At 61.5% G+C, this 16,120-nt stretch carries 15 protein-coding genes; 1 reads left to right on the top strand and 14 read right to left on the bottom strand.

The window, feature by feature from the left end; all coding sequences use genetic code 11:
• The first annotated feature begins 218 nt into the window (after positions 1–218).
• A complete protein-coding gene (locus AC3CCE_RS03290; protein ID WP_352514695.1) occupies positions 219–1,514 on the top strand; it encodes a tyrosine-type recombinase/integrase in 1,296 nt (431 codons plus the stop codon).
• Positions 1,515–1,817: 303 nt separating this feature from the next.
• Here AC3CCE_RS03290 and AC3CCE_RS03285 read toward each other — a convergent pair whose 3' ends face one another.
• From AC3CCE_RS03285 to AC3CCE_RS03220, 14 genes are all read right to left on the bottom strand, one after another.
• The gene (locus AC3CCE_RS03285; RefSeq protein ID WP_050589496.1) at positions 1,818–3,179 is read right to left on the bottom strand and encodes a type II toxin-antitoxin system HipA family toxin; all 1,362 of its coding nucleotides are present in this window, start codon (positions 3,177–3,179) and stop codon (positions 1,818–1,820) included.
• Positions 3,180–3,473: a helix-turn-helix domain-containing protein gene (locus tag AC3CCE_RS03280; protein WP_352544003.1), complete on the bottom strand. Its 294-nt coding sequence runs from the start codon at positions 3,471–3,473 to the stop codon at positions 3,180–3,182. It abuts the gene before it with no gap.
• 694 nt (positions 3,474–4,167) lie between these two features.
• Positions 4,168–4,446, bottom strand: a complete 279-nt coding sequence (locus tag AC3CCE_RS03275; protein WP_352544004.1) for a DUF2274 domain-containing protein — start codon at positions 4,444–4,446, stop codon at positions 4,168–4,170.
• Between the two features lie 14 nt (positions 4,447–4,460).
• Positions 4,461–5,678, bottom strand: coding sequence for a TraB/TrbI/VirB10 family type IV secretion system protein (locus AC3CCE_RS03270; protein ID WP_023766658.1), 1,218 nt, complete (start codon positions 5,676–5,678; stop codon positions 4,461–4,463).
• Positions 5,679–5,688: 10 nt separating this feature from the next.
• A complete protein-coding gene (trbG, locus tag AC3CCE_RS03265) occupies positions 5,689–6,717 on the bottom strand; it encodes a P-type conjugative transfer protein TrbG (protein WP_352544005.1) in 1,029 nt (342 codons plus the stop codon).
• The gene (gene trbF, locus AC3CCE_RS03260; RefSeq protein WP_023766656.1) at positions 6,707–7,438 is read right to left on the bottom strand and encodes a conjugal transfer protein TrbF; all 732 of its coding nucleotides are present in this window, start codon (positions 7,436–7,438) and stop codon (positions 6,707–6,709) included. Before trbF ends, trbG begins: the two co-directional genes overlap by 11 nt.
• Positions 7,439–8,761, bottom strand: a complete 1,323-nt coding sequence (gene trbL, locus AC3CCE_RS03255) for a P-type conjugative transfer protein TrbL (RefSeq protein ID WP_352626293.1) — start codon at positions 8,759–8,761, stop codon at positions 7,439–7,441.
• Between the two features lie 36 nt (positions 8,762–8,797).
• The gene (gene trbJ, locus AC3CCE_RS03250; RefSeq protein WP_352544006.1) at positions 8,798–9,523 is read right to left on the bottom strand and encodes a P-type conjugative transfer protein TrbJ; all 726 of its coding nucleotides are present in this window, start codon (positions 9,521–9,523) and stop codon (positions 8,798–8,800) included.
• Entirely contained in the window at positions 9,520–11,970 is a 2,451-nt protein-coding gene (gene trbE / locus AC3CCE_RS03245) for a conjugal transfer protein TrbE (RefSeq protein WP_352544007.1), read from the bottom strand. The genes trbJ and trbE overlap by 4 nt, the downstream gene beginning before the upstream one ends.
• A complete protein-coding gene (locus tag AC3CCE_RS03240; RefSeq protein ID WP_023689361.1) occupies positions 11,964–12,236 on the bottom strand; it encodes a VirB3 family type IV secretion system protein in 273 nt (90 codons plus the stop codon). Before AC3CCE_RS03240 ends, trbE begins: the two co-directional genes overlap by 7 nt.
• On the bottom strand, positions 12,236–12,544 hold the full coding sequence (locus tag AC3CCE_RS03235) for a TrbC/VirB2 family type IV secretion system protein (RefSeq protein ID WP_023689362.1): 309 nt from the start codon (positions 12,542–12,544) through the stop codon (positions 12,236–12,238). Before AC3CCE_RS03235 ends, AC3CCE_RS03240 begins: the two co-directional genes overlap by 1 nt.
• Positions 12,545–12,555: 11 nt before the next feature.
• On the bottom strand, positions 12,556–13,524 hold the full coding sequence (gene trbB / locus AC3CCE_RS03230) for a P-type conjugative transfer ATPase TrbB (protein WP_023689363.1): 969 nt from the start codon (positions 13,522–13,524) through the stop codon (positions 12,556–12,558).
• Positions 13,521–13,934, bottom strand: a complete 414-nt coding sequence (locus tag AC3CCE_RS03225) for a CopG family transcriptional regulator (RefSeq protein WP_352544008.1) — start codon at positions 13,932–13,934, stop codon at positions 13,521–13,523. Before AC3CCE_RS03225 ends, trbB begins: the two co-directional genes overlap by 4 nt.
• 120 nt (positions 13,935–14,054) lie before the next feature.
• Positions 14,055–16,085 (bottom strand): conjugal transfer protein TraG, encoded by a 2,031-nt coding sequence (locus AC3CCE_RS03220; RefSeq protein WP_352626292.1) that lies wholly within the window; start codon positions 16,083–16,085, stop codon positions 14,055–14,057.
• Positions 16,086–16,120: the final 35 nt, after the last annotated feature.

Raw genomic sequence — 16,120 nt, 5'->3', positions numbered from 1 at the left:
GCACCATTCCCTCTTCTCCCGACACTCCGTTAAGCCGAACCTTTTGCGCTGCAGCTTCTGCAACCCACTGGAATTGTTGATCTTTTTCCGTCGCATTGCGCAATTAAGCGGGACAGAGAGCGCTTCGGGCGCATTTGGTCCAACGAGGCGGGGGGATGGTATTTCCGTTGGTATTCGACATCCTGATGGTATCGAAACAGCCAAGGGAGACCTGACGAATGGCCCTATCCGACGTGAAATGTCGAAACGCCCGCCCTGCTTCCAAACTCGTGAAATTGTCTGACGGGGGCGGGCTGCAGCTATGGGTACAGCCCACGGGCTCTCGCCTCTGGCGGCTCGCCTACCGCTTTGACGGCAAGCAGAAACTGCTCGCGCTGGGGAGCTATCCGCTTATCTCTCTCGCCGAGGCACGGGAGGCGCGCGATGATGCTAAAAGGCTCCTGCTAGCTGGCGTCGACCCTGGAAAGGAACGCAGCTTGCGGAAGGCCGATTCGGCAAAGGACTCCTTTCGCTCAATCGCGGACGAATATGTTGACAAGCTGAAGAAGGAGGGACGTGCCGTCCGGACGATCAGCAAGGTCAAATGGCTGCTCGACTTTGCCTATCCGATAATCGGCGATAAGTGCATTCGGAAGATCGATCCGGCTATCATCCTTACCGCCCTCCGTCGCGTCGAGGTTCGCGGTCGATACGAGTCGGCTAGGCGACTGCGCTCCACCATCGGCAGCGTGTTTCGATACGCAATCGCGACCGCACGCGCCGAGACAGATCCGACCTTCGCCCTCAGAGGCGCACTCATCAGTCCGAAGGTAACGTCTCGCGCCGCGATTACCGATCCGAAGGCCTTGGGCGGTTTGCTGAGGGGGATCGATGCATTTGATGGACAGCCTACAACCCGAGCCGGTCTAAAGCTGATAGCGCTGCTGTTTCCCCGCCCCGGCGAGCTTCGCGCCGCTGAATGGGAAGAGTTCGATTTTGAAAGCTCGGTGTGGACGATCCCTGAAGCACGCATGAAAATGCGACGGCCGCACCGCGTACCCCTATCAAAGCAAGCGATCAGCGTCCTGACTTCACTGAGAGAAATCTCTGGTGATGGATCGCTGCTGTTTCCTAGTGTTCGGTCGGCTTCGCGTCCGATTTCCGACAACACGCTTAACGCCGCGCTGCGTCGTATGGGTTACGGCAAGGAAGAAGCAACCGCGCATGGTTTTCGAGCAACGGCATCAACTCTGCTGAACGAATGCGGCAAGTGGCATCCGGACGCCATAGAGCGGCAGCTGGCCCACATTGAGAACAACGACGTTCGGCGCGCCTACGCCCGGGCAGAGCACTGGGACGAGCGCGTGAAAATGATGCAATGGTGGGCCGACTATCTGGATGAACTCAAGAGCAAAAACCCGCGGGTGATCTCAATCGAGGGACGCCGCAAGCCAACGCGACCGTCCACTTTGAACCCAACAGCGGCCGTTCACCAAACGCCGATGCAAATCTCTAACCGCCGGAAATCATACTGACCGTCGAAAAACGCCGAAACTCGCGCCAAATCGTCGGCCCGGAGGATCAACTTTCTCTCCGGGGAATCAATAAGGTTGGTGAATGATGACGGTTGGCCGAGAGCGGACTGGACTGGCCGCTCTTGGGCAACGTTTGGCGGGAAGCTGCCGTTCTGCAGCCGACCCCATTCCCATCATTCAAGATGCCGGATGGCCGGTTCCGAAACCGGCCATCTACCCGGCCCGGGGCCGCGCTACTAGAGCGAGAATCCCTTGGGCAGTGTGCGGTCGCGTCCGTTTCGCCGGCATTAGTCCGTGGATCCGCTATCCCCGCCCGACTTTCACCTCCACAACCTCCAGGGGCTCCGCGGCGGCTTCCTCTCCATAGATCCGGGACAAGCCCTTGATGCGCGTCGCGATCGCGTCGACGAGGCGACCAACGATCTCATGGATGATCCCCTCTTGGCGAAGCTCTTGGGCGCACTCCGATGCCATATCGGGCATCACCGCGAGCTGATGGCGGATCGTCCGCACCGTGTACTCGGCGCCGACCTTTGCTGAGGACGCACAGCGCCCCCAGTGGCGCGGCATGATCTCGTCGATCGGGTAAACTCTGTCGATCTTCATCGCCAGTTTAAGGTCGCGCATCTCAGCTTGGATCTCTCCCTCGCCGAGGTGCGGCAGAATGGAGGAGATGTCGTAGAGCGGAGCTAGGCGGGCCTCGCCCTGGGCACCGAGCAGCATCGAGTAGTTCTTTGCATGCGCGTCCGTGCCGGCGATGATCCAGTTGAAGACGTTCGCGGCCATGAAGGTCTGACGGTCTTGGACGGGGTCGAGGGAGGCCGACAGCACCTTTTTGGAGATCGTCGTGATACCTGGCCCACCCTGGTTCTCGTACTTTAGCGTCGGCATCACCGACAGGGCCTGGCACATGTCCTCCTGATGGATGCGGATGGTCTTGCCGTCGATGTTGCGGCGGTCGTAGCGCTCGAGAACGATCGCCTTTTCGCCTGCAAAGTCGAGAACCTGGCTGTGTGCAGCGTCCATGCCGAGCTTGCATGCAAGCTGCAGGCAGAAATGCTCGTTTTCAGTATGCCCGTGCAAGTGCGGCAAAGGCGGCTTTAAGATGTGTGTCGTGGGCGTGTCGCCTAGAGGAATACCCCAGCGATTGCTGCCCGTGTCGAAATGGAACGCCGTCTTTGCCTGCGCACCAGCGAGACTGAACTGACCAGGATCGCCGATTCGCCGGGTCGCTGCACCATCCTTGCGCAGATCGCGCAGGCGGTCGCCGATCTGCGCCTCGGTGAGCAACTCCACGTTCTCGCCGCGGGAAATCTGGTCGCCACGCGAAAGGAACTGGACGGCGCCGGCGCAGTCGCGGCCGACATTCTTGAGCAGGGCAAACGGGTTTCGGGCGGAGACCTGGAACCTCTGCGCCCATCTGGCGAGGGTCTGCTCATTATCCGGCAGTAGGCCCCAGAGGAATGCCTCGACGACCTTGCCCTCGTAGGTCCTGGTGATCGTCGGCATGGACAGGGAGAGCGGGATTGCCACCCGGCCTTCCATCCATGCCTCGTGATAGGAGAACGAAAGCTTGCCGCCCTGCAGGTGGTGGAGCCCCCCAACCGGTCTGCCAGCGATATAGACGTCGAGGGTGTCGATCGGGTTCATCATGATCATCGTCATCTAGAGCTTGTAGGGAATCTCCTCGTCGTCATCGTCGACATGCCGTTCATCGGCATTATGATGATGATCAGCCGACGTCGGCGCCGGCGGGATCTGAAAGTCCATCTCCACACCAAGCGTGGTCAGCGCCAGCAGCACGTTGCCGATCTCGGCGCTGGGCTTGCCGTTCTCGATCCACGACACCCACGTCTGCGTCGTGTTGATCACTTTGGCCAAGGCAGCCTGTGACAGGCCGCGCCGGGTGCGGGCCTCCTTGATCAGGATTCCAATGTCGCGAGCTGTTTTGATCTTCATGGCGTATATGATTTCTGTATGAGCTAGCCTGATATAGGCTCGTATATGACGGGTGTCAATATACGTTACTATATCAACTTTAACGCTATATAGGTTCACATATCGGCAACCTTCATATACGAACCTATATAAAATCATTGGGCCACGCAACAATGTGCGATCGACCTTTCGCCACGGTACCATCGAGAATGACCGCTGGTCGAGAACTCAACAACGTTGTCGGGGCCGGGAGCGGTCTGGTCCGCTATTCAATTACTGTTGGCGAGAAGCTGTCATTCAGCATCCGGTCTGGCGGCATCGTGACAAGATCGATTTTTTGTCCGAAGAGAACGAGGCCGGCCGCAAGAAAAAGCCACGGCTTTTTATGCACAACCTTTATTGTCTAGCAGGCTCAGTTGTTCCCCTGAAACTTGAATCTCCCTCAGACTCAGTGTCTTCTCAGGGTAACCGCTGGAATTAGACATGCCTTCAGGCTCGTTTCAACACCGCGTGTGGCAATGGATTGTCGCGTGCTTTCCGACGCCGGCGCACCTCGATGTACAGGAGCGCAATCATCGCTTCCTTGAAGAGGCGCTCCGAACTCGCTCAGGCGAATTCCTGCACAAAGGAGGGGGCACTCGAACTGGTGGAGTACGGACCGGCGGCAACCCGGTCAGGATCAAGAACCTAGCGTGCTCCAAAACGACACCAAGCGCTAACCGTTGTCCAGTGTGGAAGATGATTGCCTTCGTGGTTTCTCCGACACGCCAGCGCCCGGCAGACCTTCCTTTCTGGCCTTGGCAAACGCCCGGTCGCCTTCCAGGAACCCGACCAGCATAAAGGGGATCAGTTCCGCCACGGTTTCGGACTCTCCATAGGTCTCACGGTAAAGTGCGGCATAGTCGTTGAGTGCTTGGCTCAAGTCGGCGCCAACAGTGATGGTGATCTTCGAAGGCGTCCGGTCCGGAAGTTTTCCGAGTTTCAGGTTAGCCATGAAAGTCCTCCTGTTCACCCCGTGTATGGCCGCAACACGAGGTCCTTGTGCACGATGACGCGCAACGGCCAACCAGGGCGGACGGTGATCGTGGGTTGGATGTTCAGGTTCTTTTCAGTGATCCGTTGGCCGGCTTGACTGACGTTCTGCTGGGTGGATTCACGAATTGCCTTGACCAAGTCGCTTTCATTTTCCCCAAAGCTCAACTCGGTACCAACCCCCAGCAATGTGGCCACCGCGACGCCCTTGATCAGCTGCCAAGTATGGAAATCCACCTTGTCCTCGAGCCCGGCATAGCCGGCCGCGTCGGTCACGGGCAGATTGTCGATTTCGATCGATGAGCCGTCCGGCATCACAATGCGTTGCCACACCAACAGAGCGCGCCTTTGGCCAAAGGCTACAACACTATCGTAGGTGCCGATCAGCCGTGAGCCCTGCGGGATGAGCAGGGTGCTGCCGGTGACGCTGTCGCGCACATTCTCGGTAACCTGCGCGACAACGAGGCCGGGCAAGTCGGAATTGATGCCGGTGATCAGGCTTGCAGCGATCACGCTGCCGGCCATGATCTGATACGGCGAGGCCGGCGTCTGCCGCGCATGCGGATTGTAGATCCCGCTGGTGTTCCGTTGATCGATAAAATCGAGCTTGCGCTGTTGGTTGTTCTGGTCGCCCTCGGCCGGGGCGACGGAAGCTCGCGCGCCTTCGGTATCTGGCTGCGGAGGCGCCGTCTCGAAAGGTGAACGTCCGCCCTGCCCATTGCTAAAAGCTTCCGTTTGCTGGAGTCGGGTTTCGATGCGGAACAGGACTTGCGACTCGCGCGCTTCAATGGCTTGTTGTGCAAGCCGCTGCGCCTCGGCGGAAACGTCTTGCCCAGGTGCGATGCCAAGCTGGCGCTGGTGCTCGAGAATAGGACGGCCGAGATCCCCGGGCAGCGGCGGTCCAAGCACCGGAGCCTTCGGCTTGCTCCCGGAATAGTCCTTGGGCAGCGATTCAAGTCCCTCGGCGGTCGGCTTGCGGTCCGTGCTGTAGAGCTCTTCGGCCTGCTGTTTCAGGCGCAATGCGGGCCCCTGCAGCGCCATCATCGTGACGCCAAAAACAGCGCCGGAACCAACAGCAGCGATGGCGACAATTATGCCGCGCCTGAACCGCACCGCTCGGCGGGGTGAGGCTCGCAGCTGCAGCTGTTCGGGATTGAGCTTCGGCGGAGCATTCGGGTGGGAAGTATCGGTCATGAGCCTCCCCTTACCTGCCAAAACGCGAAAACAGCGAAACCCGCCGCGGCGGTTGCCGACCGTCGGTTCTCGTAATGCGCACCACCTGCTGCTGTTTGGTGCCCAGCCTTAGCTCGGCCGCAGCAAAGAGGCGATCGACGATGTAGTAGTTGGCGCGCATGCGATAGTTGACGAGCTGGTTGTCCCCGTCGGCTCCGACGATGAAGAGCGGCGGCGCCTCACCTTGGTCGATACGGCGCGGGAATTCGATATAGACCTTGCTGCCATCATCAAAGGCGCGCGTCGGTCTCCACGGTGGCGTGTCGCCGGCGATCGAATAGCGGAAGCGGATGTTTTCGAGTGCTACGTTCGAGGCCGCGGGCATTTCAGCCTCTGCCTGAGCGTTGCGCCGCCGAAGCGCCACGAGTTGGTCTTCGCTGTAAATCCAGGAGAGCGCCGCCATGGCAGTTTTCTCAGTGCTTTGAAGCTGCAGGTGATAGGATCGCCTGTCCGTCGTGATGACCAGATTGGTGGCAAGCCCCGGCGCGAATGGCTTCACCAGCACATGAGTGCGCTGGTCATCGCCTGAGCCACTAACGGTGTCACCGATTACCCAACGGACCGTATCGCCGGCTGAGACCGAGGTCAGCTTCTCGCCCCGCTGCAATGAGATATCGGTGACGCGCTCCGGCGCGGCGTAGAGCTGGTAGAGCGCGCCGTCGGCAAAGGGGTAAACCTGCACCGCATTGACATAGCCAAACTTGGTGGGTTGTTGCGTCGCCGCCTTGTTGGCATCGGCGACCTGTTCTTCCGGCGAGCGCTTATCTGGGGCGGGCTTGCCGGGTGCGGGCATCAACTGACCAGGCAACGGTAACGGTTTCGGCACTTCCACGACCTTGACCGGCTTCTCCGGCGCCTTCTCGATCGCGGCTGGTTTGAAGTCCTCGTGGTCATAGGAAATCTGAGGCGGCGGCACTGGCTTCGAGGCACAGGCCGAAAGAACCGCAACAGACGCCGACAGGATCAAGGCAGCACGAAGCAATGGGGCTCTATTTGTCATTGGCGGGCTCCTTAGGGGAAACGGGGGTTGGCGCGGCGCTGTCGAGCTCGCGCGACCAGTCGATGGCGTTGATGAAGACGCCGAGCGGGTTCTTGCGCAGCTGCTCGGTTGTCCTAGGCGGGCGGATGAGGATGGTGAGGATCCCGATCCAGCGCGTCGTGCTGGCGAGGCTGCCGCGCTCGAACACCTGCTCGGTCCATTTGACCTGGAACGAGCTGTCGGAAGCCCTGACCACGCTGGTCACCTGTACTGACACGCTGCGCGTGCCGATTTGGCCGAAAGGGTCGTTCGCCTTGGCATATTCGTTGAGGAAGAGCGCCGCTCGGTCGGTGGCAAAGTCGTAGGCCGACAGCCAATTCTGCCGCACCAGAACCGCATCGGTGGAAACCGAACGAACATTCTGGATGAAGCGGCTGAGATGCCAGGCGATCTGGGCATCGTCGGGCTGGTAGTTTTGGACTGCCGGCCCGACCGCGTGCGCCTCGCCAAAGCGGTCGACCTCGACGACATAAGGCACGACGCGGCCCTGCATCGACTGCCACAGAAGCCCACCGGAAAGCCCCGTCGTCAGAGCCAGGCAGCCAAAGGCCATGAAGCGCCAGTTCTTGGCCTGCACGCGCGCCGCGCCGATGCGCTCATCCCAGAGTTGGCTGGCCTTCTGGTAGGGTGTTACGGGTTCGGGCGTCTTTCCATAACGCTGAACGGGTCGCTTGAAGAGCATCTAGTCTTCCTTGTCATTGAGGGAGGGATTGGCGCCGCTTCCGCCCCGATCTCCATCGCGCACCGCCTGCGTGGCAGCATTGCGATGGGCGCGTGCGGTCTGTTCGGAACGCAGACGCCTTGCCCAGGCAGGCGCGGCCGCGGGAGCTATAACTGGAGAGCTTCCGCTCATCGAGCTGGTCGGCATGCCGCCGGTCGCGGTCCAGCCGGCATCGCGACCGGCGTCGGCACTACGGCGGAATGGTTCTGCTGCGGATCGCATTCCCCGCACCGCGGCGCCGCTAGCGGCACTCGCAACCCCCTGCAGCCCAGCAGCTACCCCGGACAGCCCGGACTCGGGCGATGTCGCGCGCCCCGTCTGCCAAGCGACGGTGGCAGCGGACCCCATAGCGGCGCCGGCACGGACTGCGGCGAGGCCGCCGCCTGTTGCCATGCGCGCGCCGGCAAACGCAGCGCCTCCGGCAACGAGCGTTGATCCAGCTGCGGCCGCCGTTGTTCCAAGTGCCGCGCCGGCGCCAAGCTGCGGCGCGCCGGAAACAAGACCCGAGGCAATCCCGGGGCCGAAAATGCCGAGCCCAAGCAGCGCCAGTGCACCCAGTACCTGAGACATGGCCGCCGCCAGGTCCGGCTCCTGGCCCTGCAGGGCGGAAGCGAACTCGCCAAAGAGCGTGGAGCCGATGCCGACGATGACGGCAAGCACCATCACCTTGATGCCCGACGAAATCACATTGCCGAGCACGCGCTCGGCCAGAAACGCCGAGCGGTTCCAGAGCGCGAAGGGCACCAGGACGAAGCCGGCCAGCGTGGTGAGCTTGAACTCGAGGATGGTGATGAAGAGCTGGATGGAAAGAATGAAGAAGGCGATGAGGACCAGGAACCAGGCCAGAAGCAGCACGAAGATGGTGAGCGCGTTACCGAAGATCTCGGGGAAGCCTACTAGCTGGCTCGCTTGATTGAGGAGCGGCCAGGCGCCCTCGAAGCCGGCCGCGGCAATGCGGCCTGGCCGCAGGAGACTGTCGGCGGACAGGTTGCCGGGCGATGCGTTGATGCCGAGACCGGCAAAGGAGCGGTAAATTATGTCGGCGAGGTTCTTGAAATTGTTCAGGACGAAGGCGAAGGCGCCGACATAGAGCACTTTGCGAACAAGCCGGCCAAGTATGTTGGGCTCGTCGCCGAACGCCCAGACCAAGCCCGCGAGCGTGATGTCAATGCCGATCAGAATGGTGGTGAGAAAGGCGACGTCGCCCGAAAGCAGACCGAACCCACTGTCAATGTAGCGGGTAAAGGTCTCCATGAAGCGATCGATGACTCCGAGGTCGTTCATTTCGCCGCCTTCCTCGTTGTCTTGAAGAACTGCCGCTCAGTTGCCGGGATAAGCCGTGCCGGTGCCCAGGAAACGCTTCGTCGTCTCGCGAGCGGCTTCCTCAGACTGCGCCTTGCGCGCCGCATCCTCGGCCTCGGCCCGGAACTGGGTCGCAAGCAGCGTCTGGACCTGCATCTGCTGCTTGGTCGAAAGCGCGATCAGCTGATTGGTGGCCTGGCTTGCCTCGAGGGCACCTGCCGCGCCCTGACTGCGATTGACGAGGTCGGTAAGCAGGTCGCCATCGGCCTGCACGTTCTCGACGATCTGCGACTGCGCGCTCATGGTCTGGCGGAACGCCTGCATGGCGCTCTGCCAGCGCTCGCGCGCGGCGCTCGCCACATCGCTGACCTTGATGGTGGCGTCGTAGCTTTCCGGATATTGCTGGCGCCACTGGTCCTGCAGCTTGTCGAGATCGAAGCTCAGGCCGCTCGCCTGGGTCATCAGACCGTCAATCCGTTGGAGCGAGCCGGTAAGCTGGCCCACGGAAGAGAAATCCAGGCGCTGAAGGTTGCGCGCCATGTTCTGCAGCATGGTCGCCTGGTTCTGAAGCGACTGGATTTGGTTGTTGATCTGCTCCAATGCGCGTGCTGCCGACAGCACATTCTGCGTATAGTTGGACGGGTCAAACACGATGAGCGCATAGGCCGGCTGGACGTAGTCAGCCATCGGTTTGGCAATCAGGGAAACGGTGACCAGGCTAGTAAAAAGGCGGCGTCCGATCATGACGATTGCTCCTTGTTAGGTTGAGGAAATTGCTGGAGAAGCTCGGCAGCCCAATCCAGGCCGCGCGCACTGAAGAAACGGGCGGCAAAGCTGCCCTGCCCTTCTTCGGAAAGAATATTGTCGATCAGGGTCTGCGCGGCCGGGTCCGAGGCGCCGCAAAGCGCAAGAGCGATCGGGCCTAGCCCGAGCTCGAAGAGGCGATTGCCGCGGCGCGACTGCAGATAGTAGTGGCGCTTCGGCGTGGCGCGGGCGACCAATTCGATCTGTCGCTCATTAAGACCGAAGCGCTCATAGGCTGCCCGTGCCTGCGGCTCCACCGCACGATCATTGGGGAGAAAAATGCGCTGCGGGCAGCTCTCGATGATTGCGGGTGCGATAGAAGAGCCGGCGATGTCGGCAAGCGACTGCGTCGCGAAGATGACGGAGACGTTTTTCTTACGCAGCACCTTAAGCCATTCGCGGATGCGGGCGGCAAAGAGCGGGTTGTCGAGATAGACCCAGGCCTCGTCGAGCATGAGCAGCGTCGGCCGCCCGTCAAACCGGTCCTCAAGACGATGGAACAGATAGGTGAGCACAGGCAGCACAGCGCCTTGGCTGTGCATCAGCTCCTGGGTTTCGAAACACTGCACATCCGAGATGGCCAGCCGGTCGTCATCGGCATCGAGCAGGCGGCCGAATGGTCCGTCGAGCGTGTAGGGCATCAATGCCGATTTGAGCGCATTGGACTGAAGCAGGACCGACAGGCCAGTCAGCGTGCGTTCCTGCGCCGGCGCGGTGGCGAGGCTGGTGAGCGCCGACCAGATTGCCTCCTTCACCTCCGGGGTGACGGTGACATTCTCGTGGGCAATGAGGCCGGCGATCCATTCGGCCGCCCAGCTCTGTGTGGCCGGGTCGTCGATGTGGCGCAGCGGTTGGAAACCAAGCGCACCATTCGCACCCAACGCATGGTGGTCGCCGCCCATGGCAAGCGCGGCGGCGCGGGCCGAATTGCCTTTGTCGAAGACATAGATTTGCGCGCCAGCGTAGCGCCGGAACTGCAAAGCGATCAGGGCAAGCAGAACCGACTTGCCGGCACCGGTCGGCCCGACAATCAGCATGTGGCCGACATCGCCGATATGGGTCGAAAGCCGAAACGGCGTCGAGCCGCTGGTTTCGGCGAAAAGAAGCGGCGGAGCGTAATCGCCGGTGACCTCGGCAAGGTGCTCGTTCTCCGCTGGACCTGCCCACACGGACGACAGCGGCACGAGATGGGCAAGGTTAAGCGTGTGAACGAGCGGCTGGCGAACGTTGGCGTAGACATGACCCGGCAATGAACCAAGCCACGCTTCGACGGCATTGATGCTTTCGCGAATGGTGGTGAAGCCGAGCCCGTTGACGATCCGCTCGACGGCGCGAAGCTTTTCCGCGGCGGCTTTACGGTTCTGATCCCACACCGTCACCGTTGTGGTGAGATAGCCGAAGCCGACATGATCGCCGCCCAATGCCTGCAGTGCTGCATCGGCATCGAGCGCCTTGTTGTCGGCGTCGCTGTCGACGAGAGGCACCGGTTCGTTGGTCACCACCTCGCGCAGAATAGCCGCGATCGATTTGCGCTTGGCAAACCACTGCCGGCGGAGCCGAGTCAGCGTCTTCGTGGCTTCCGCCTTGTCGAGTGGAATGAAGCGCGTCACCCAGCGATAGGCGAAATCCTGGTTATTGAGCGCATCAAGGATTCCTGGCCGGGTGACGTTCGGAAAGCCGAGAACTGTGAGCGTGCGCAGATGCTGCTCGCCCAGCATCGGCTCTAGGCCGCCGGTCAGCGGCGCGTCAACCAGGACGCCGTCGAGATACATTGGCGTTTCCGGCACGGCGACCGGATGACGGCGTGTCGAGATCGTGCCGTGCAGGTACGTCAGGGTCTCGGCATCGTCGAGCGCGCGCACCTCGGGCATGAAGCCCGAAAGAAGATCGAGAACACGGTCAGTCTCGTCTCGGAACCGGGCAAGCTCCTGGCGCCAGTCTCTTTCCCCTCCCAAGTCATGCGAGTCGACGAGAGCACTTTCCGCGCGCGCTTGGCCATCGGGCCCAGGCATGAAGACCAAGGTCAGATGATAGATGCTCTCGAAATGCGCGACCTTGCCCTCGAAGGCCGCGCGCCGTTCCTCATCGATCAGCCATGAGGCAGCATCGGGAAGCGCCGAGCTCGGATAGCCCAGCGCTTCGCTGCGCTCGGCCTCGAAGAATAATGCCCAGCCGGAGCCGAGCCTTCTCAGCGCATTGTTTGCCCGCGCACATATGCCGATAAGTTCGGCCTCCGTCGCGCTTTCAAGGTCGGGGCCACGAAACCGCAATGTCCGCTGGGAGCTGCCATCCTTGTTGAGCACGATGCCGGGCGCGACGAGTGCTGCCCACGGCAGATGGTCGGCAAGCCGGTCGGCTTTGCCGCGGTATTCGGAAAGCTTCAGCATGCAAGCCAGCCCTTTTGACGAAGATGACGGACAAGCACGCTGGCAAAATCCGGATCACGCCGTGCGGCAAAGACCGCGAGCGTGTGGCCGGCGATCCAGAGGATCAGACCGGCAATCCACTGCTGCAGGCCTAGGCCGATGGCCGCGGCCACCGTGCCATTGAGGATCGCCACCGCCCGCGGCGCGCCGCCGAGCAGGATCGGCTCGGTGAGCGCCCGATGGACCAGAACCTCGAAGCCTTCGATATGCTGCTCTCCGGTGCTCATCAGACGACTGCCCCGCCGCCAAAGGAGAAGAAGGAAAGAAAGAAGCTCGAAGCCGCGAAGGCGATCGACAGGCCGAAGACGATTTGGATCAGCCGGCGGAAACCGCCCGCCGTGTCGCCGAAGGCAAGGGTCAGGCCGGTGGTGATGATGATGATCACCGCGATGATCTTGGCGACCGGTCCCTGCACCGATTCCAGAATCTGCTGAAGCGGCTGTTCCCACGGCATGCCGGAGCCGGCAGCGTGGGCCTGGGCCGTGAGAAGAAGCGCGACGGCGGCGAACGAAAGAAAGCGAAGCTTCTTGCGCATGAGGTGACCTTTCAGAGCTGCTGGAGTTGCGGAAGTGTGAGCGGGGTGACGGCGTAATCGCCGCTGCCGTCGAGACCCGTGACCTCGGCGATCGCGTCAACGCGGCGCGCGGGTCCTCTTCCGGCAATAAAGATGACCAAATCGACGGCATCGGCGATCAGCCGGCGGGGAACGGTGACAACGGCTTCCTGGGCGAGCTGCTCAATACGATAGAGTGCGGAGCGTGCCGAATTGGCGTGAACCGTGGCAATGCCGCCGGGATGTCCGGTGTTCCATGCCTTCAGCATATCGAGCGCTTCCGCGCCTCTGACTTCGCCGACGATGATGCGGTCGGGCCTCAGCCGTAAGGTCGAGCGTACGAGATCGGCGAGTGTGATGGAGCCTCGCCTCGTCCTCATGGCAACGCAGTCCTTGGCCGCGCATTGCAGCTCGCGGGTGTCCTCAATCAGGATCACCCGCTCATCGCATTCGGCGACTTCTGCCAGTAGAGCATTGGTAAGTGTCGTTTTGCCCGACGATGTGCCGCCGGCGACCAGGATGTTGCGCCGCTCGCGCACTGCCTTCCTCAGGGCATCAGCCTGCAGCGGGAGCATGACGCGATCGGCGACGTAGTTGGCCAGCGTGTAGAGTTTTGCCGCCGGTTTGCGGATGGCGAAGCATGGCGCCAGCACGACCGGCGGTAGCAGACCCTCGAAGCGCTCGCCTGATGGCAATTCGGCACTGACAATCGGACTATCTGCATGCGCCTCGGCGCGTACATGGGAGGCGACGAGCCGGATGATGCGTTCCGCCTCGGAAGGATGCATATGCACGCCTGTATCGACCCGGCCTTCTCCCAACCGGTCGAGCCTCAACGTGCCGTCGGGATTGACCATCACCTCGATGACGGTCGAATCGGAAAGGGCCTCGGTGATCGCGGCGCCCATGGCTGTGCGCAGCATGGCTCGGCGGCGGTGGTCGGCTGCGGGATGAGAGTTCATCCTTCGCCTCCGTTGCCATTGCCGTAACCAAGCGAGCGCTTCCCGGAGGCTATCTGGCGACCGACCTGCTCGACGAATTTGTCAAAGCGCTCTTGGGCGATCGCCTGTGTCGCCCGATCCGGAATTGGCGTGTGGGCATGAAGCGTGATTGAAAAGCGGATTAAGAGCGCCAGGCTCTCCAGAGTTATTTCGGCGTCGCGCCTGACATGGTCGAGATCGCGGGAAAGACGGTCCAGCCGGTTGCCGTAGCGCTGGTCGAGCTCGTTTTCACCACGCCGTTCGATGAAGGCCTCGACCGCTTTCGCGACGATTGCCGATTTCGTGGTCGACGGGTTGCGGCTGAGGGTTTCCAGCTTCTCGCTCAATTCGGGTTCGAGCAGAAACTGGTGGCGAATGCGATGGGGCTTCATACGTCTCGTTCCGACTGGCCGGCGCTGATGCGCCGGCGGTGCGAACGAACATCGCCGAAATCCGCAAAATCGCTTATGGGCGTTATCTACGCCGAGATACGCCTCAGTTGCGGAAAGCGTTCAGAAGCCGGGGATGATGTCCTTGTCTTCGCCCCTTCCCTCGTTGAGGCCGTAGGCGCTCGCCGCGGTAGAAACCCGGTCCATGACGCGCTTGTCTGCGAGTGCCTCGGCGTCATCGTCCGACAGATTGAAGAGGTCATCCTGATCAGGCTCCCGAGAGACGACGACGTGTTCTTCAGGCAGGCCGGGATGACGCTGCTGTTGCACGCCGCTCCCTTCTTCGATTGCCGCGCCGGCGTGTTCGTCATCGGCAGCGAGACGGCGGTCAACACTGCGGACTTGTCCGCTCCAATCGTCGGGGCGCGACGTAGGACGGTCCGCGTACAGACCCTCCCGCAACACCGGCGCCGGCAGCACCCGTTCGGTGAAATTCGGATCCTGGTAATAGCGCAACTTCTGGGCGCGGATCGGCGGCAACCCGGAAACAAGGATTAATTCGTCAGCTTGCGGCAACTGCATCACTTCGCCAGGCGTCAGCAGCGGGCGAGCAGTCTCCTGGCGACTGACCATGACGTGCGAAAGCCAGGGAGCCAGCCGGTGGCCGGCGTAGTTGCGCATGGACCTGAGTTCCGTCGCCGTACCGAGCGCATCCGATATGCGTTTGGCCGTGCGCTCGTCGTTGGAGGAAAAGGCAATGCGCACATGGCAATTGTCGAGAATGGCGTTGTTCTCGCCATAGGCTTTGGAGATCTGGTTCAAGGATTGCGCGATCAGATAGGCGCGGATGCCGTAACCCGCCATGAAGGCGAGCGCGGTCTCGAAGAAGTCGAGGCGACCAAGAGCCGGAAATTCGTCTAGCATCATGAGCAGTTGGTACTTGCGGCTTTTCTTCGGGTCACCTTCCAGCCGCTCCGTCAGTCGCCTGCCGATCTGATTGAGCACCAGTCGCACCAGTGGCTTGGTGCGCGAAATATCCGATGGCGGCACCACTAGGTAGAGCGACATCGGTCGTTCCGCATCCATGAGGTCGGCAATGCGCCAGTCGCAGGCCGATGTTGCCGAGGCAACCGTCGGATCACGATAGAGCCCGAGAAACGACATTGCGGTCGAGAGAACGCCAGAACGCTCGTTCTCTGACTTGTTCAGCACCTCGCGAGCCGCCGAGGCCACGACGGGATGGACCCGAGGTGTGTCCGCCGTGCCGAGGTGGTTGGTGGTCATCATCCGCAGCAGTGTCGCGGCAAACGAGCGTTGCGGATCCGACAGGAAAGTGGCGACGCGCGCGAGCGTCTTTTCTTCTTCCGCGTAGAGCACGTGCAAGATGGCCCCGACCAAGAGTGAATGACTAGTCTTCTCCCAATGATTCCGCCGCTCCAGCGCGCCTTCCGGATCGACGAGAATGTCGGCGATGTTCTGAACGTCGCGGACCTCATCTGAGCCCCTGCGCACTTCCAGCAGCGGGTTGTACCGCGCCGACCTTGGATCGGTCGGGTTGAACAAAAGGGAGTACGAGAACTTCGACCGCCAGCCGGAGGTCAGCTGCCAGTTCTCGCCTTTGATGTCGTGAATGACGGCCGAGCCGGTCCAGGAAAGAAGAGTTGGAACGACCAATCCGACGCCCTTGCCCGAACGTGTCGGCGCAAAGGCCATGACGTGTTCCGGCCCGTCATGGCGCAGATAGTGATCCTTCAGTTTGCCAAGGAAAACGCCGGTCGGCTGAAACAGGCCTGCTTTCTCGATTTCCCGAGCCGCGGCCCATCGTGAGGAGCCATAGGTGGTGACCAACCCCCTCTGCCGCGCGCGCCAGAGGGAGCCAGCTATTGCGGCCGCACAGCCCAGGAACCCGCTGGCTCCGGCAAGCATGCCGGCCTTGTCGAAGACCCCAGGGGCGTAGGCGTCGAATTGAAACCACCATTCGAACAGTTTCCACGGCTTGTAGATCGGCCAGGCCGCCGCGACAAACCATGGCGCGCCAAGCTGCGGCTGATTATCCAGCATGTGGGCGCACCATTGAGTCGCTGTCCATACGCCGAGGATGACGATGGCGAATACAACTACGATCTGACCGACAAGGAGCTTCGTCGGTGTCATGGGCGCAGCCTCCGAGGTTTGTTAAACGGAAGCAG

This window comes from Mesorhizobium sp. P160187 (assembly GCF_057766425.1).
Note: the sequence above shows the minus strand (reverse complement) of the source record. Positions and strands in the feature narration are given on the sequence as shown.

Excerpts from the sequence above, each read along its gene's own strand:
- trbF (WP_023766656.1), bottom strand. The coding sequence starts at position 7,438 with ATGCTCTTCAAGCGACCCGTTCAGCGTTATGGAAAGACGCCCGAACCC.
- AC3CCE_RS03240 (WP_023689361.1), bottom strand. The coding sequence starts at position 12,236 with ATGAGCACCGGAGAGCAGCATATCGAAGGCTTCGAGGTTCTGGTCCAT.
- AC3CCE_RS03285 (WP_050589496.1), bottom strand. The coding sequence starts at position 3,179 with ATGACGATGATCATGATGAACCCGATCGACACCCTCGACGTCTATATC.
- AC3CCE_RS03280 (WP_352544003.1), bottom strand. The coding sequence starts at position 3,473 with ATGAAGATCAAAACAGCTCGCGACATTGGAATCCTGATCAAGGAGGCC.
- trbG (WP_352544005.1), bottom strand. The coding sequence starts at position 6,717 with ATGACAAATAGAGCCCCATTGCTTCGTGCTGCCTTGATCCTGTCGGCG.
- AC3CCE_RS03220 (WP_352626292.1), bottom strand. The coding sequence starts at position 16,085 with ATGACACCGACGAAGCTCCTTGTCGGTCAGATCGTAGTTGTATTCGCC.
- trbB (WP_023689363.1), bottom strand. The coding sequence starts at position 13,524 with ATGAACTCTCATCCCGCAGCCGACCACCGCCGCCGAGCCATGCTGCGC.
- trbJ (WP_352544006.1), bottom strand. The coding sequence starts at position 9,523 with ATGATCGGACGCCGCCTTTTTACTAGCCTGGTCACCGTTTCCCTGATT.
- AC3CCE_RS03290 (WP_352514695.1), top strand. The coding sequence starts at position 219 with ATGGCCCTATCCGACGTGAAATGTCGAAACGCCCGCCCTGCTTCCAAA.
- AC3CCE_RS03235 (WP_023689362.1), bottom strand. The coding sequence starts at position 12,544 with ATGCGCAAGAAGCTTCGCTTTCTTTCGTTCGCCGCCGTCGCGCTTCTT.
- trbL (WP_352626293.1), bottom strand. The coding sequence starts at position 8,761 with ATGAACGACCTCGGAGTCATCGATCGCTTCATGGAGACCTTTACCCGC.
- AC3CCE_RS03225 (WP_352544008.1), bottom strand. The coding sequence starts at position 13,934 with ATGAAGCCCCATCGCATTCGCCACCAGTTTCTGCTCGAACCCGAATTG.
- trbE (WP_352544007.1), bottom strand. The coding sequence starts at position 11,970 with ATGCTGAAGCTTTCCGAATACCGCGGCAAAGCCGACCGGCTTGCCGAC.
- AC3CCE_RS03275 (WP_352544004.1), bottom strand. The coding sequence starts at position 4,446 with ATGGCTAACCTGAAACTCGGAAAACTTCCGGACCGGACGCCTTCGAAG.
- AC3CCE_RS03270 (WP_023766658.1), bottom strand. The coding sequence starts at position 5,678 with ATGACCGATACTTCCCACCCGAATGCTCCGCCGAAGCTCAATCCCGAA.